Annotated in this window: 13 protein-coding genes; 5 read left to right on the forward strand and 8 right to left on the reverse strand. The window is 60.5% G+C overall.

Features of this window, described 5'->3' with window-relative positions; genetic code table 11:
- Nucleotides 1-389 precede the first annotated feature (389 nt).
- The 3 genes from HYP802_RS0117910 to HYP802_RS23020 all read left to right on the forward strand — a co-directional run bounded on the left by HYP802_RS0117910 (nucleotide 390) and on the right by HYP802_RS23020 (nucleotide 4,063).
- Nucleotides 390-2,087 carry a L,D-transpeptidase family protein gene (locus HYP802_RS0117910; protein WP_013948795.1) on the forward strand — a complete coding sequence of 566 codons (1,698 nt, stop codon included), beginning with the start codon at nucleotides 390-392 and terminating at the stop codon, nucleotides 2,085-2,087.
- Between the two features lie 156 nt (nucleotides 2,088-2,243).
- Nucleotides 2,244-3,398, forward strand: a complete 1,155-nt coding sequence (locus HYP802_RS0117915; protein ID WP_244420898.1) for a sialidase family protein — start codon at nucleotides 2,244-2,246, stop codon at nucleotides 3,396-3,398.
- Nucleotides 3,395-4,063 carry a hypothetical protein gene (locus tag HYP802_RS23020; protein ID WP_013948797.1) on the forward strand — a complete coding sequence of 223 codons (669 nt, stop codon included), beginning with the start codon at nucleotides 3,395-3,397 and terminating at the stop codon, nucleotides 4,061-4,063. The genes HYP802_RS0117915 and HYP802_RS23020 overlap by 4 nt, the downstream gene beginning before the upstream one ends.
- Here the strand turns inward: HYP802_RS23020 and HYP802_RS0117925 are convergent.
- The 5 genes from HYP802_RS0117925 to HYP802_RS0117945 form a co-directional block, all read right to left on the reverse strand.
- Complete coding sequence (locus HYP802_RS0117925; RefSeq protein WP_013948798.1) at nucleotides 4,021-4,614, reverse strand: NnrU family protein; 594 nt, start codon at nucleotides 4,612-4,614, stop codon at nucleotides 4,021-4,023. The two genes, HYP802_RS23020 and HYP802_RS0117925, sit on opposite strands and share 43 nt — an antisense overlap.
- 84 nt (nucleotides 4,615-4,698) lie before the next feature.
- On the reverse strand, nucleotides 4,699-5,637 hold the full coding sequence (locus HYP802_RS0117930; protein ID WP_013948799.1) for a 50S ribosomal protein L11 methyltransferase: 939 nt from the start codon (nucleotides 5,635-5,637) through the stop codon (nucleotides 4,699-4,701).
- A 2-nt stretch (nucleotides 5,638-5,639) separates the two neighbouring features.
- A complete protein-coding gene (locus HYP802_RS0117935; RefSeq protein ID WP_013948800.1) occupies nucleotides 5,640-6,464 on the reverse strand; it encodes an RNA methyltransferase in 825 nt (274 codons plus the stop codon).
- Nucleotides 6,461-7,423, reverse strand: coding sequence for a class I SAM-dependent methyltransferase (locus HYP802_RS0117940; RefSeq protein ID WP_013948801.1), 963 nt, complete (start codon nucleotides 7,421-7,423; stop codon nucleotides 6,461-6,463). Before HYP802_RS0117940 ends, HYP802_RS0117935 begins: the two co-directional genes overlap by 4 nt.
- Nucleotides 7,424-7,546: 123 nt before the next feature.
- Nucleotides 7,547-8,155: an FMN-dependent NADH-azoreductase gene (locus HYP802_RS0117945; RefSeq protein ID WP_013948802.1), complete on the reverse strand. Its 609-nt coding sequence runs from the start codon at nucleotides 8,153-8,155 to the stop codon at nucleotides 7,547-7,549.
- 131 nt (nucleotides 8,156-8,286) lie between these two features.
- Here HYP802_RS0117945 and HYP802_RS0117950 point away from each other — a divergent pair, with 131 nt between their 5' ends.
- Together HYP802_RS0117950 and HYP802_RS22550 are read left to right on the forward strand one after the other, a co-directional pair.
- A complete protein-coding gene (locus tag HYP802_RS0117950) occupies nucleotides 8,287-8,724 on the forward strand; it encodes a helix-turn-helix domain-containing protein (RefSeq protein ID WP_013948803.1) in 438 nt (145 codons plus the stop codon).
- A 129-nt stretch (nucleotides 8,725-8,853) separates the two neighbouring features.
- The gene (locus HYP802_RS22550) at nucleotides 8,854-9,207 is read left to right on the forward strand and encodes a hypothetical protein (RefSeq protein ID WP_013948805.1); all 354 of its coding nucleotides are present in this window, start codon (nucleotides 8,854-8,856) and stop codon (nucleotides 9,205-9,207) included.
- 22 nt (nucleotides 9,208-9,229) lie between these two features.
- Here the strand turns inward: HYP802_RS22550 and prfB are convergent.
- The 3 genes from prfB to HYP802_RS0117970 form a co-directional block, all read right to left on the reverse strand.
- Nucleotides 9,230-10,364, reverse strand: a protein-coding gene (prfB, locus tag HYP802_RS0117960) for a peptide chain release factor 2 (protein ID WP_155831269.1) whose coding sequence is annotated in 2 segments (ribosomal slippage) — nucleotides 9,230-10,294 and nucleotides 10,296-10,364 — 1,134 coding nt in all. Because the reading frame shifts where the segments join, the coding sequence is not laid out codon by codon here.
- Between the two features lie 129 nt (nucleotides 10,365-10,493).
- A complete protein-coding gene (locus HYP802_RS0117965) occupies nucleotides 10,494-13,073 on the reverse strand; it encodes a penicillin-binding protein 1A (RefSeq protein ID WP_013948807.1) in 2,580 nt (859 codons plus the stop codon).
- Between the two features lie 155 nt (nucleotides 13,074-13,228).
- Nucleotides 13,229-14,374, reverse strand: a complete 1,146-nt coding sequence (locus HYP802_RS0117970; protein WP_245261510.1) for an N-acetylmuramoyl-L-alanine amidase — start codon at nucleotides 14,372-14,374, stop codon at nucleotides 13,229-13,231.
- Between the last annotated feature and the right edge of the window lie 325 nt (nucleotides 14,375-14,699).

Genomic DNA, 14,699 nt, shown 5'->3' on the forward strand with positions numbered 1-14,699 from the left:
CACTCCATCGGCCCGAGGCCGTTCAGGCGCTCTCAAGTCGAGCGATCAGCCGTCATCATGTGGGGTTTGCACGCTTCAACGTCACCCCAGATCAGCTAAACAGAGTTTACGAAACCCCAGGCTTTCTGGCCAGTGCCCACAGGGGCGACGAAGAACCGGTGGCATGGTAAATTTTTCCACGTCCCGTCCACAAGTATTTCTGTAAAGCCCGCGAAAGCGTTGAATTGGCGCAACATCGCGAATGTCGAATGCTCCGCCTGAGCGGTAGTTCGTTGCGCGCTCTGACTGGCGTCTGTTAGCCAATCATCAGCGCCAAAATCGGGGGCCAGTTTCCGGCCTGATCATGTCGCTGCGACGGGTTTCGTTAGTTTTAACGTCGGGGTGGTTGCGTGCGTCGTGCAGAGAATGTCAGCGGCAGAATATCTCCGGCGTTGCGTTCGATCGCGGTTTATGCGGTCGCAGCTGCGATGGCAGCCTACCCGCTCGCAGCCGACGCGAAGTCAAAAACCGGTCTTCTGAGACTTCAATCGCAGGCCGCCGCTTCGGCAGCCGCGCAGTCGAAATCACCGCTTCTCATTGTCGTTTCCATCAAGAAGCAACGCCTTCGCGTGTACGACATGAATGGCGAAATCGCATCGTCGAAAATTTCGTCGGGCAAGCCGGGCCACGATACGCCGACGGGCGTGTTTTCGATCCTTGAAAAGAACGTCTATCACGTCAGCAATATCTATTCCGGCGCGTCGATGCCTTATCAGGAGCGCATCACGTGGTCGGGCATCGCGTTACACGCCGGCGATCTGCCGGGCTACCGCGCGTCCCACGGGTGTATCCGGCTGCCCTATAGTTTTGCACGCAAACTCTTCGGCTTGACCAAAATCGGCAATCGCGTGGTCGTTTCGTATGACGATCCCGATCCGATTGCCTTCGACAGTCCGAAACTGTTCAAGCCGCTGCCGCTCGACGACGCGACGGCGATGCAGGGCGGCCTGGCGAAACCGCAGCTTATCGCGGTGAATGACCGGCCTGATGATCATTCGGCAGCGGGTGCCGGCGTGCGGTTGATCGGCATTTCTCCGGCGCTGCTGCGCGCCGTTGCGGACATGCCCAAGGATCTGCAGCGGCGGCCGACGACACGGGCCGAAGCCGATCAGATCATGCAGGAAAAGCTCGATCGCGCGCGGGCGGCCGTCAAGACCGCGGAAGCGGCGCTTACGTCCGCAGACGAAAAAGCCCAGCAGACCGCGAAAGACTTCACGGACGTGAACCAGAAATTCGAAACCGCGCGACGTTCGATTGAACCATTAAGAGCGGCCGTCAAATCGGCAGAAGCCCAGCAGACGACGGCGATGAAGGCATTCGAGGCCTACATGGCGGACGCGGCGGATAACAGCAAGTCCGCGTCTGCTGGCGAAAATGCCGACATGGACCGGGAGAGCGATCTCGAAGACGCCCTGCTCGACGCCACGATCGAAGCCGATAAGGCGCGGGCCGATGCTGCGGCGAACGAACTAAGTTTTGCCGGCGTGCAAGGTGCCTATTCGTCATCGCAGAGTGCGCGCGATGGTGCAGCAGATGCTTTGCGCGATGCGCAGTCGGATCTGACGTCGGCGAAGGCGGCGCTGACAGACGTCAACAAGGAAATGCGGCTGCGTTCGAAGCCCGTCGCGGTGCTCATCAGCCTGCGCGCTCAAAGGATCTATGTGCGTCAGGGCTTCGAGCCCTTGCTCGAAGCGCCGATCGAGGTTGCTCCGCTCAAGCATAAGGTCGGAACACACGTGTTTACGGCCATGAACTACGGCACCGATCCGAATACGTTCGATTGGCGTCTCGTCAGCGCGCAAACACCCTCGCCCGGCCAGGCATTCGAAGAGGGTAAGAAAAAGCGCCGCCGGACCGCACTGGCGCAGGGGCGCGAGCTTGACGTCCAAATGGCGAACGAGGCGCTGAATGCGTTCACAATTCCGGACGATATTCGGCAGACAATCTCGGAGCTGGCGCGGCCGGGCTCGTCGCTGATCGTGTCGGACCGCGAGCTTCCGCTCCACGAAAATGGGAGCGGCACTGAATTTGTCGTGCTGACCCGTTAGCCACACTTGCACGGTACTTTTTTTCAGTTGCGCCGGAACAGCCACTCTTGCGACGTTCCACCTGCTACTTGAAGCGGGACGGCGTGGCGATCAACCGAAGCCACGCACAATCGGCGGTGACCAAATTTGCTTTTAGATCGCGGAACGCGCGCCCTCGTGGGCTGGGCCATACTGCTGTGCTCGGCAGCGTTCATGGTTCTGCTGTTTCAGAAGATGAGGCCAAGCTCGGAGCCGTGGACCTTTGCCATCTCTGTTCCTGAGCAACCCGTCCGAGGACCGCTCGATCTGAGCAGCGAAATCGTAACGCCGAAGGGTGAGAGCGAATTCGTACATGGCGCCTCGGCGGTCGCGATGCCAAATGGCGGCTTGCAGGCGTTCTGGTATCGCGCGCCTTACGAGGGCGCCAACGATGCCGAACTCGTGTCAGCGCGTTTCGACGGAAAGGAATGGTCGCCGACGCATGTCGTGACGACGAGCGCACGCGTCAGCCACGACTTGGCAATCACGATCAAGTCGCTGGCCAACCCTGTGCCATTTCGCCGTTCCGACAAAGAAATCTGGCTGTTCTTCGCAACGTCGCGTCTCAGCGGCTGGGCGACTTGCGAAATCGGATTGATACGCTCCTTCGACAACGGCGCGACGTGGGGACCGGCTGAAAGCCTCTATGCGACGCCGTTCTTCAACATGTCTCACCTGACGAAATCGACGCCGTTCCTGTTTTCGGATGGACGCATTGGCCTACCCGTCTACCAGGAGATGAACCAGAAATTCCCTGTTCTGCTCGTTCTCGATGCGGATGGCCACGTCATCGACCGGCGACGCATGGGAAAGGCCGGCAAGGTCGGTTACCAACCGATGATCGTGGCCACCGGACCATCGACAGCCATCGCATTCGTTCGTCCGCTGAAGAGCCGCAGACCGCGGGAAATTCTCATCACCCGGACGACCGACGGCGGCCAGACATGGACGCCGGTCGAGCCCACAAACCTTCCCAACCCCGGCGGCCCGATCTCGGCAATCCGGTATGATGCAACGCATATCCTGATGGCGTTCAACGACGATGCGAAGATGGAGAGAAACATTACGCTGGCGCTTGCCGATCTCGATGGAAAGACGTTCCGCCGGAGCGGCGTCATTGCTCGCATGGATACGGATAGGCAAGACCACATCGTTGCCTATCCGTTTCTGATCCAGTCCGGACCGGGGCAATTCGACGTGATGTATTCGCGCCCGATAAAGACGATCAACCATGTGCGCGTGTCGAGCACCTGGATCGAACACGGCTTGCAGCAGGACACGGCGCAGCAATGACCCACACGCTGAACATGCTGCTGAACAGCACCAATGCAGCGCTCATCCTCTTTACCGTTGGGGCTGCGCTTGCCGCCGCGGTCACGAAATCACCGCCCCTCCGTTTGGGTGCCGGACTTGCTGTCGTCGCGGCAAGTTTATGCGTTTCGGCCGGGCCGCGTCCGCTTTTCGCGTGGATGGTTTCCGCGATCGAGCGGCCATCGTTTCCTGGCTTCGTGCTGCTTGCCGTGCTCGCGATTTCGGCAGTGACCGGCAGGCGGGTTGCAACGTCAGCGGAATATCGCTTTGCGACACTGATGCTGGCGCTGGCAGGCATCGCGCTCTATCCCGGCGCAACGGGCTTTTTGAATGCGGACCCGTATGTCCTCGGCTACAGCGGCTATCTGTTGCCGACGGCGGTCGCGATTGTGATCGCGTATGCGCTATGGCGCGGATATTTCATCACCGCCTTGGCGCTGAACGTCGGAATTGCGGGGTTCCTGCTCGAGGCTGGCGCAAGCAGGAATCTCTGGGACTACATCGTCGATCCGGTCGCCTGGATCATCGGCTGCGGAACCTGGATTGCGCTTGTGGTCGGCTTTCTCGCCAAGCGCATTATACCAGCGAAAGTCTTTGCGCCGGTTCAGCCAAGCTCGGGCATCGGCGAGACGCCGATCAGCCATTGATGGCCGCCCAAGAGTAGCGCTGCATAAAGTCCGACACCGATGACGACGACGAGCACGTCGTTCAATGCGCTTGTGGGCTGTGCCGTACCGAGCGGGCCCGTCGCGCAGCGCTTCTTCACCGAGATCCGGTCGTAAACCGCGAACGCGAGAAACGATCCGAAGATCAGAAGCGCTGCGAGATCGCCGTTCGCCAAAAGATGCGCCAGCGCCCAGATCTTAATGGCGATCAGCATCGGGTGCCGCGTCATCGTGCGGATGCGTGAGGGAATGAGTGAGGCGACGAGCAGGATCATCGCGGGCAGCATCAATCCAACGGCGATGTGGCGCGTCCAAACCGGCGGATACCACAAGATCGGGTTCTTGCCGGGGTGAAGCTGCAGCTTGTGAAAGCCGAGGACGATGACGATCAGTCCGGCCAGCGACAGCAACGAGAACAGGATTTTGTAAGTCGTCTCGCCGAGGCGTTCCTTCAGTCCGTCGCGAAGTTCGGGTGATGTGGGCAGCAGATGAATGCCGAGAAATAAAATCAAACCAACGATCAGCACCATCATGGCATAGGCCCTCCCCTGGAAATTGCTCGCCCCGATAGCATCATAAATGGGCCGCGGCCAGCCGGGCTCAAGGCCTAGGGGCGGCTAGGGCAGATATCCCTTGTCGAGATCGTGCGCCTGGCGCGCCAGGACCTTGCCGCCAGCGTTCTTGTGAACGGCCGTCCACGCGAGATGCGTGCCCGCCTCCTCCGACGAGCTTGAGCGAAGATCGACAGAGATGAGATCGCTGGCGTCGGCGTCCATCGGCACAGAAAGAGGGAAATAGAGCTGCTCCCAATGCGTGCGCGGCGACAGCGGGCCGGTCGAAAAACCGATGCCCGGCACCAGCTCGACTTTCCACCACGTTGCGAAGCCATAGATTTTCGCCGGGCGCGGCAGCCGCCACTCGGCCTCGCCACGGCGCTTCGATTTCGTCTCCGTCGTTAGATCGACTTCGTCCCAGACCATGGCGCTGCGGCAGCCATCGAGGATTTCGGCGGGCTGCAAAGCGCGGACGTAAGCGTTGTTCAGCGACATCGTCTGCGCGACCGAGAGATCGAGCCCGTGGCCGACGCGGTCCCAGGCGCGCAGCTCGGTATCGATGCGTGGCGTAACAACAGGCGCCACATATTGAATGATGTGGTCGGGAATGACAGTGCCACCCGGTTTCAGAAAGCGCTGACGCGCGTCGGCCAGCGTCGCGATAATATTTTCTTCGAGCGCGTAGTTGCCGAGCGTTTCCGAGACGATGATATCAACTGCAAGCTTGTCCTGAAATTCCGTCGAGTGGCAAGGGATCAGATGATAGCGCTTCGCCTTGTTGGCTTTGAGTACGGCGGCGGCGACGCCCGCGACTTCAGCTGTTTCGAACAGAAACACTTCCTTGGCGCCGAGCTTGGATGCCATGAGCCCGAGCAGACCCGTTCCCGCGCCGATGTCCGCGACAACGGATTTGCCGGGAACGATGGCGGCCTTCAGCGCGGCAAAGAACGCTTCGTTGCGGACCTGATCGGCGATCAGTATGCGGTGATATTCGATGCGCATGATCAGAGCTTCAGACTAGGGCCGCGGACTTGATAGAGCATCAGGGCGGTCGCGATCGCGAGGTTGAGTGAGTCCAGCGCGCCCGCCATTGGAATTTTCACGAGCGTTGAGCAAACAGCGGCAGCGCCGCCCGAGAGGCCCGGCCCCTCGCTGCCCATGACGATCAGTTCGCGGCCATTATATTGCGTCTGACGGAAATCTTCGCGCGCATCGAGGTGCGTGCCGATGACCTCGCCGGGCCATGCCTTCGCGAGCGTGAAGAAGCTTTCGCGGTCGAGCTTCACAAGCGGCACGGCGAAGATCGAGCCCATCGTGGCGCGGATCGATTCCAGTGCATATGGATCGCAGGTCGTGCCGACGAGGATGATGCCGGACAGGCCGACAGCATCGGCGGTGCGAATGATCGTGCCGAGGTTGCCGGGATCGCGGATCTCTTCGAGCGCGAGCCACGTGTCGGTGCTTGTGAGCTTTGCGGGATCGGGGGGCGGCACGAAGCGTTGCTTGAAGACGCCAAGCAACGACTGCGGATTGTCTTTCGAGGCAAGTTTCGCGAGCACGGCCTCTGAGACTTCGAGAACTTCCGAGCCCGCTTCAAGCGCGTGCTTCACCAGCCCGCGCGCGACGCCGCCCGCTGCTGCGCCCGCTTGATAGACGAGCGTTTCGGGAGCGAAGCCATGATCGCGTGCGGTGACGAGCAGCGACGTGCCTTCGGCGACGAACAGGCCCGTTTCCTTGCGCACCTTGCGCATCTCCAGCGCACGGATCGCCTTGACCCGATCGTTCGTCAGACTGGTGATGATCTTTGGCGTATTGGCGTTTGGCTTCATGATGCCTGAACCCAGCGCACGAACAGCGATGTCGGCACGAGCGGTCCGGCGCGCGATTGAATGGCAAGCTCGCCGCTGTCGAATGTGCCGCCGCGCTTCGCCAGCGCTTCGCGCAGCAACTGGTCGAAGGCGAGCGATGAGGCGCGAATGGCGTAGATCGTCAGCACCATCGCGGCCTGTTCGGGCGCGAGCAGTTTCGAGAGATCGCCGAGCAGCGATGGCAGGTTTTGGAACAGGTCCCAGATTTCGCCTTCGGGGCCGCGCCCGAACTTCGGCGGATCGACGAGGATCATGTGATAGGTTTTACCGCGGCGAACGTCGCGGGCTACGAACTTCGCGGCGTCATCGAGCAGCCAGCGGATTTTCGCGGCGCCGAGCTTGGAGGCTTCCTGATTCTCCTTGCCCCACTGGATCGCCTTCTTGGAGGCATCGACATGGGTCACCTCAGCACCGGCTTTCGCGGCAAGCAACGACGCCGCGCCGGTATAGCCAAAGAGATTCAGGACGCGCGGGGTCTCGCCTTTCACTTTGGCGAGATGATCGAGCATCCATGTCCAGTGCGGTTCCTGCTCAGGGAAGAGGCCTAAGTGCCAGAGGCCCGCGAGTTTGCAGAGCATGGTGACGGGCTGGGAGCCCCCCGCCCCTAGCCCCTCCCCGCGAGCGGGAGGGGAACTCTTGTTGGTATCGCCGAGTGCAAGTTTGACCGGCCACGCATCGGGCACGGGCTTATCGATGCGCCATTTGCCTTTTTCGTCGTCTTCGCCGGATGCCGAAAAGACAGCGTTGGCTTTTGCCCATTCGGACTTCGCGAGCTTCGGCTGCCAAAGCGCCTGCGGCTCGGGGCGATCGACCACGACCTTACCGAAGCGCTCAAGCTTACGGCCCGCCCCGCAATCAAGCAGGGCGTAGTCTGAGAAGCCTTCGGATGTGACGAGGTGCAAATGATCGGGCGGTGGCATCGGCAGCGGACGGTTCGAACGGAAAGACGGGTCCGCGCTTTAACACGACTGTCGCTTATGTCGAGAAATCAAACGTCCGGCGGATATCGGCGGAGACTGTCGCAGCCTCCGCCAAGCGGGAATTCAGGCCGCCAGCCCAGCGATGGCGCTTTGCGCCTCGGCAATCGATTGCGCCCGCTGGTCGGGACCGAGATTCAGGCCCTCGGCGCGAACGAACGTCACGTCCGTGATGCCGAAAAAGCCGAAAATATTGCGCAGATAGGTTTCCTGATGGTCCAGGAAGGCGATCGGTGTCTGCGGGCCGTAAAATCCGCCGCGCGACGACGCGATGATGACTTTCTTGCCGCCTGCGAGGCCTTCAGGGCCTTTCTCGGTGTAGCGGAAGGTCTTGCCCGCGACGGCGAGACGGTCGATCCAGGCCTTGAGCTGGCTCGGAATAGCGAAGTTGTACATCGGAGCGCCGACAACCACGATATCGGCCGCCAGGAACTCATTGAGAGCGGCCTGCCCTGCCGCGACATCCTGACGAACATCAGCCGTTTCCGGGGCGGCGCCCTGCGCGGCTGCGAGATGCGCGCCGGACAAATGGCCGACCGGGGCGACTGCGAGGTCTCGGTAGACGACCTCGATGCCGGGGTGCAGGCGCTGCTCGGCAGCGACGATCTCAGCCGAAAGCTGGCGGCTGACTGAGCCCGGACCCAAAATGCTCGAGTCGACATGCAAAAGTTTCATAGGAGGATCTCCATCCATGACAGTTGGGCGGAGACTGGAGCGGGCCATTTGACAGCCGAGCCTCAGCCAGTCACATTTTGTGACCAGCGCTAAATTGTTCACTGGCAAAACCCCCGCAAGGAGGCACATTTTTGGAAGCCGGTATCAAACATGAAACCGAGCACTGCCGTGCGGTCTCCGACGTGCTGTCTCGGATCGGCGACAAGTGGACGGTCTACGTGGTCGGGCTGCTTTCGAATGGTCCTATGCGTTTCAATGAGATACGCCGGGCGGTGGGCAGCATCTCGCAACGGATGCTGACGCTGACGCTACGCGGTCTCGAGCGCGATGGCCTCGTCACGCGGACCGTCTATCCGACCATTCCGCCGCGGGTGGATTACGAGCTGACCGAGCTTGGCCAGACGCTAATCTGCATTCTGAAACCGCTCGGCGACTGGGCCGTCGAGAATCGGCGAACCGTTGAAACTGCCCGCGCGAAATTCGACGCGCAGGCGACGGGCGGTTCTCACGCGGCTGCGGCCAAGATCGGCTTGAAGCGACGGCTGCCAGCGATCTGGCGGAGCGCCTAGACGCCGCCCACCGCGCGGCATGGTTGCAACACTTTCGAGAAAAGTGTGTCGCCGCCTAGATCCGTCCGCAAATCAGCGTTAGCCGACAATAGGATGGTGCGCGTTGGCGGGACGTTACCGGAGGTCTTGATGCTATTTCATCGTTCCATTGCGGCGGCCGTCTTTGCTACGGCGCTCTTGGTGACGAGCGGCGCCAATGCCTTTGAAACGACGTCTATCGGCGGTGCTCCGGGATCAGGGACCGCCAATTACAAGGACCCGGACGAATTGGGCGCGGCACTGTCCCCATCGACGTCCTCATCGTCCTCACCCTTCAGCAATTTCAATTTTTCGGTTGGTCAGGCTCCGGATAATGCCGACGGCGCGCGAACGAATTGGCTGAACGGACCGGGATCGCCGAATTTCGGCTTCACCGGCTCGCAGAGCACCTCTGTCGAGCCCGCCTCGCCCTTCAACACGCCCATTCTACGCGATCGCAACTGAGCCGGATTTCCGGCTCATCCGGTTATTCCAGATCTTCGACTGTCACGGCTTCGCCGCCGCCTTTGATGCGCTGCGACAGCGCCGCCTCGATGAACTGGTCGATATCTCCGTCCAGGACTTCATCGGGATTGGTCGACTGAGCGCCAGTGCGCAGATCCTTCACAAGCTGATACGGCTGCAGCACGTAAGAGCGGATCTGGTGCCCCCAGCCGATGTCGGTCTTTGCCGCCTGCTCAGCGCTCGCCTTTTCCTCTCGGCGCTTCAATTCCATCTCGTACAGGCGCGCCTTAAGGCGCTTGAACGCGATGTCCTTGTTCTGGTGCTGCGACCGCTGCTCCTGAGCGAAGATCACGATGCCCGACGGTTTGTGCACGAGACGGACGGCCGATTCCGTCCGGTTGACGTGCTGACCGCCAGCGCCCGACGAGCGCGCGTAAGAAATGTCGACGTCGGCAGGATTGATATCGACGTCAATCGTATCGTCGATGACCGGATAAACGGTGACCGACGCGAAGCTCGTGTGGCGGCGGGCGTTCGAGTCGTATGGCGAGATGCGCACAAGACGATGCACGCCGGCTTCGGTCTTCAGCCAACCATAGGCGTTCTCGCCTTCGATCTCGTAGGTCGCCGACTTGATGCCGGCTTCTTCACCCGGGCTTTCGTCGATCAGCTTGACCTTGTAGCCGCGCCGCTCCGCCCAGCGCACGTACATGCGCGCAAGCATCGACGCCCAATCCTGGCTCTCGGTGCCGCCGGCGCCGGCGTGCACCTCGATGTAGGTGTTCATCGCGTCGGCTTCGCCCGACAGCATGGCGTCGATCGAGCGACGCTGCGCTTCGTGATCGATGCGTTCCAGCGCAGTCTCGCCTTCGCTGACGCTGGCCTCGTCGTTCTCGGCCTCGCCAAGCTCGATCAGCGTCAATGCATCTTCGTAGTCGCGCTGCAGACGTTTGAATTCGGAGACGGAGCGCTCAAGCGAGTTGCGCTGGCGCATGACTTTCTGCGCAGCCTTGGCATCGCTCCAGAGATTGGGGTCTTCGGCTTTCGCGTTCAGCGAGGCGAGACGGTCTTCGGCCGTCTCCCAGTCAAAGAGACCTCCTCAGGAGGGCGAACGCCTCCTCGATGCCGTCCGAAAGTTTTTGCGCTTCTGCGCGCATGGGAGCCTCCGACGCCGGCTCTCGCCGGCAAAGTGGATCAATCTCAGAAATCAGGTGCGGACGTATAGTGACGCGCGGTCGTCGTGTAAACGCGCGCGTTCGGCGGCGCGGCAATCGGCGCGCATTTGGTTACCACAATCCGTTCGGCGTGAGAGAGCCGCTGTCCGGCCGACTCATCGGCGGTGCGGGACGCGCCACACGTTCACTGACCGGCGGCGGTGACATCGACGAAGACGCGTCTGCCGTCATGCCGTTAACACCGATCATCGAGTAGGCGTCGTCGGGTTCTTCGTCGGGCTTAAACGCTTCCATGATCGTGTTCGGATCGTCAGCCGAGGCACGCAGCCCGGTCTTCAGATCGACGCGCACGAACTTGATGCCGGGCGGAACGCGGAACGGTGCGGGCGGCGTGTCACCCAGCGCATCCTTGACGAACTCACCGAAGATCGGCGCTGCAATCGCGCCACCGGTGTTGCCTTTTCCAAGCGGCTTGGGGATGTCGTAGCCGATGTAAACGCCGACGACCATCGTCGGCGTATAGCCCATGAACCAGACGTCCTTCTCTTCGTTCGTCGTGCCGGTCTTGCCGGCAATCGGACGATTGAGAGCGCTCAGTATCTTACCGGTACCGCGCTGCACGACGCCTTCCATAATGTGTGTCATTTGATAGGCCGTCAGCGGATCAATGACCTGGCGGCGGCTATCGACAAGCTGCGGCTCGGGTTGATTGGCCCAGCGGTCGGCCATGCAGCCCATGCACTGGCGTTCGTCATGACGCCAGATGGTATGACCATAGCGATCCTGGATGCGGTCGATCAGCGTGGCGGTGACTTCCTTGCCGCCGTTCGCCAGCATGCAATAGCCGGTTGCCATGCGCAGCAGCGTCGTTTCGCCAGCGCCAAGCGACATCGACAGAACCGGCAAGAGATCGTCGTAGATGCCGAAGCGCTTCGCATATTCGGTGATGATCGGCATGCCGAGATCCTGCGCGAGGCGCGCCGTCATCTGGTTGCGAGAATGCTCGATGCCGAAGCGCAGCGTTTCCGGCCCCGCGGTATCGTCGGTCTCATAGTTCTTCGGCTTCCAGACGTCCTGACCGGGGCCTTGGTCGATCTCGATCGGCGCGTCGAGGACGATCGACGTCGGCTTGTAGCCATTATCGATTGCGGATGCATAGACGAACGGCTTGAACGACGAGCCAGGCTGGCGCTTGGCCTGCGTGACGCGATCGAACTGGCTCAAATCGTAAGAGAAGCCGCCGGCGATCGCGAGCACGCGGCCGGTGTAGGGGTCCATGGCGACCAGACCGCCGCCAATCTGCGGAATCTGCATCAAAGACCACGCACCCTGAATGTTATTCGGGTCGTTCGGCGAGACGTAGACGACGTCGCCAGGGCTCAGAATGTCTGCCGTCGATTTGGGCGTGATGCGCTTGCCGTTGGCTTTCTTCGCGGCCCACTTCATGTCGTCGAGCGAGACTTCGACAGCTTCGCGATCCTTCGCGAGCGTGGAATCTTGTTGGCGATGCGGTTTGAAACCGACGATCGCTTTTTTCTTCTGCGTTTCAAGGACGACACCGAGACGCCAGGGGTCGATATCCCCAGGGCTCGAAATCTTGCCGAGCGCCACACCCCAGTCGCCCGAAATATCGATGTGCGAGACCGGCCCGCGCCACCCTTTGATGCGATCGAACTTCACGAGGCCATCGACGAGAGCTGTTCTCGCCAGCTTCTGCAGTTGCGGGTCGAGCGTCGTGCGCACCGACAGGCCGCCGCCGTAGAGCTTGTCCTCGCCGTATTTCGCAAGCAGCGTGCGGCGAACTTCTTCAGCGAAAAATTCGGCGCTCTCGATGCGAACGGTATTGGGGCGCAGATTGACGACGAGCGGCTTCTTCCTGGCCTCTTCGGCCTGCTCTTTCGTGATGTAACCGTTTTCGGCCATCTGACCGATGATCCAGTTCCGACGCTCGGTCGCTTTCGCCTTCTGGCGGAACGGATGATAGTTGTTCGGCCCCTTCGGAAGCGCGGCAAGATAAGCCGCCTCCTCGACGGTGAGGTCCTTCAGCTCCTTGTTGAAATAGGTCAGCGCGGCTGCGCCGACGCCGTAGGAGTTCATGCCGAGGAAAATTTCGTTGAGATAGAGTTCGAGAATGCGGTCCTTCGAGTAGGCGCCCTCGATGCGGATCGCCAGGATCGCTTCCTTGATCTTGCGCTCGATCGAGCGCTCGTTCGTCAGCAGGAAGTTCTTGGCGACCTGCTGGGTGATGGTCGAAGCACCTTGTGTACGCCGGTTCGAGCCGTGAATTTTTGACTCAGCGGCCGCAAAGACGGCGCGAAGGACACCCTGAATGTCGATACCGCCATGCTCGTAGAAGCGGCGGTCTTCCGCCGACAGAAAGGCGCCGATCACGAGTTTCGGAACGTTGTTGATCGGTACGAAGATTCGCCGCTCGCGCGCGAACTCGGAAATCAGCGAGCCGTCGTGCGCGTGGATGCGCGTCATGACGGGCGGCTCATATTTCGACAGGCTCTCGTAATCGGGAAGATCCCGCGAGGCCTGCCAGATCAAAAAGCCAGCACCTGCGGAACCGGCGATGAAAACCAGCACAAAGGTACCGAACGCAAACCCAAGAAAATTGAGCAGCAGGCTTCTGCGCCGCTTTTTCCTTCTCCTGGGCGCCGGTGGTGGCGGCAGCGTGGGCGCGCGCATCAAATTCGAGATTCCGTCAGTCTGTCGCTGGCTTAAATTTTTCCGAATGAGGCGGTTACGTCTATTGCCGCGCCGCAGCAATGGCAATCCCCTCAGAACATTCGCACATTAGCACTGAATGTGGCAGCACGTCGTCCGAGGATGGACGAGTATCCTCAGGGGCGTAAGGCCGTTCTTTTGTTGAAGTAAATTTGCACCGCACCGGTGATCGCGTCGGCGACTTTCGACTGCCATTCCGGTGTCAGCATCTGCTCCTCATCGCTGCGATTGCTGATATATCCCAATTCTACAAGCACGGACGGCGAATCCGTCTGCTTCAGCACCTTGAACGCCGCCGAGCGGCGGGGTACGCGCGACATCGTAATCTTTTTGCGCAGGTGTTTGGCCAGAAGCTGCGAGAAATCTGAGGAAAAGTTCGAGGTTTCACGTTTCATCAGGTCGATGAGGATACTTTTGACCTGATCGTCTTTGCCTTCGTCGAGATTTTCGATGCCGGCCAAAAGATCCGAGGCATTTTCCTTTTCAGCCGCAATCCGCGCCACTTTGTCGGACGCTTTGCTGGACAGCGTGTAGATGGTGGCGCCGCGAATGCTGCTGGCGGCCGTCTCGATGGAATCAGCGTGCAGCGAGATAAAGAGATCGGCTCCGACCGCGCGGGAAAATTTGAGGCGGTCGTCGAGAGAGATGAATACATCGTCGTGGCGGGTCATCTTGACGTCGTAGAGGCCAGTCTTCTCCAGTTCGTCCTTGAGTTGCATAGCAACAGCAAGAACAATCGTTTTCTCATTTACATTATTGGGGCCGATAGCGCCGGGGTCGATGCCACCGTGGCCCGGATCAATCACGATGACGGGCTTGGCGTTGGGCTGCTTCTTATCGGGTGGAGCCTCGAACGCGCTCTCGAAATTCGGCTCCTCAGACGCGGCGGCCATTCCCGCGCCGGTGCCGCCGCCAAACGATTTTGCGTCGGTCGGCATAAGGGCGATGGCGAGTTTTACGGCCGATGATCCCTTGATCCGCGTCATGTTGGCGGAATGGATGACGACGGGGCCTTTGGTATCGATCACGATGCGCGATTTATGCGACGCGAAAAGGCCATAGCGGAACGCCGAGATGAGGCCCGCCCCTTTCTGTCCTGCCGCAGGGTCCAGGCGAAAATTGACGTCGGGCAGATCTATGACGACACGGTAGGGGCTCGCGAGCGTAAAAGCCTGTGCGGTCACGCCTTCGCTCATCGTCAGTTCGAAAATCGTCGAGCGGCCGGTCACCGTCAGGTGGGTTTCGAGCGCATCGGCTGCCATAGCGGGCCGCCCAAGCAACAGGCATAGCACGGTTGCTACTGCTGCTAGAATGTTCACTAAAGGTTTCCCGGGCGGGCGCATTGCCGAATTTTCCCCCTTGCTCGCCTTGTGTGCCCGATCCCCATGCCCCGTTAAATCTTTGTTTTCATTCGTTATATAAAAGGACCATTATCGCCTCACGTTGTCGATCCCGCGCCAGTTTTATAGCACTTGCCAGCGAAGGATCGACCTCGTAAAGTTTGAAATGTATTCGGTGGCGCCCGAGACACACGCCTAAGTGGCGTAGGTTGAATAGGCGCCTGCAGAACCCAGTCGGCCTGCTGCG

It is taken from the genome of Hyphomicrobium sp. 802 (assembly GCF_000526135.1).
Classification (GTDB): Bacteria; Pseudomonadota; Alphaproteobacteria; order Rhizobiales; family Hyphomicrobiaceae; genus Hyphomicrobium_B.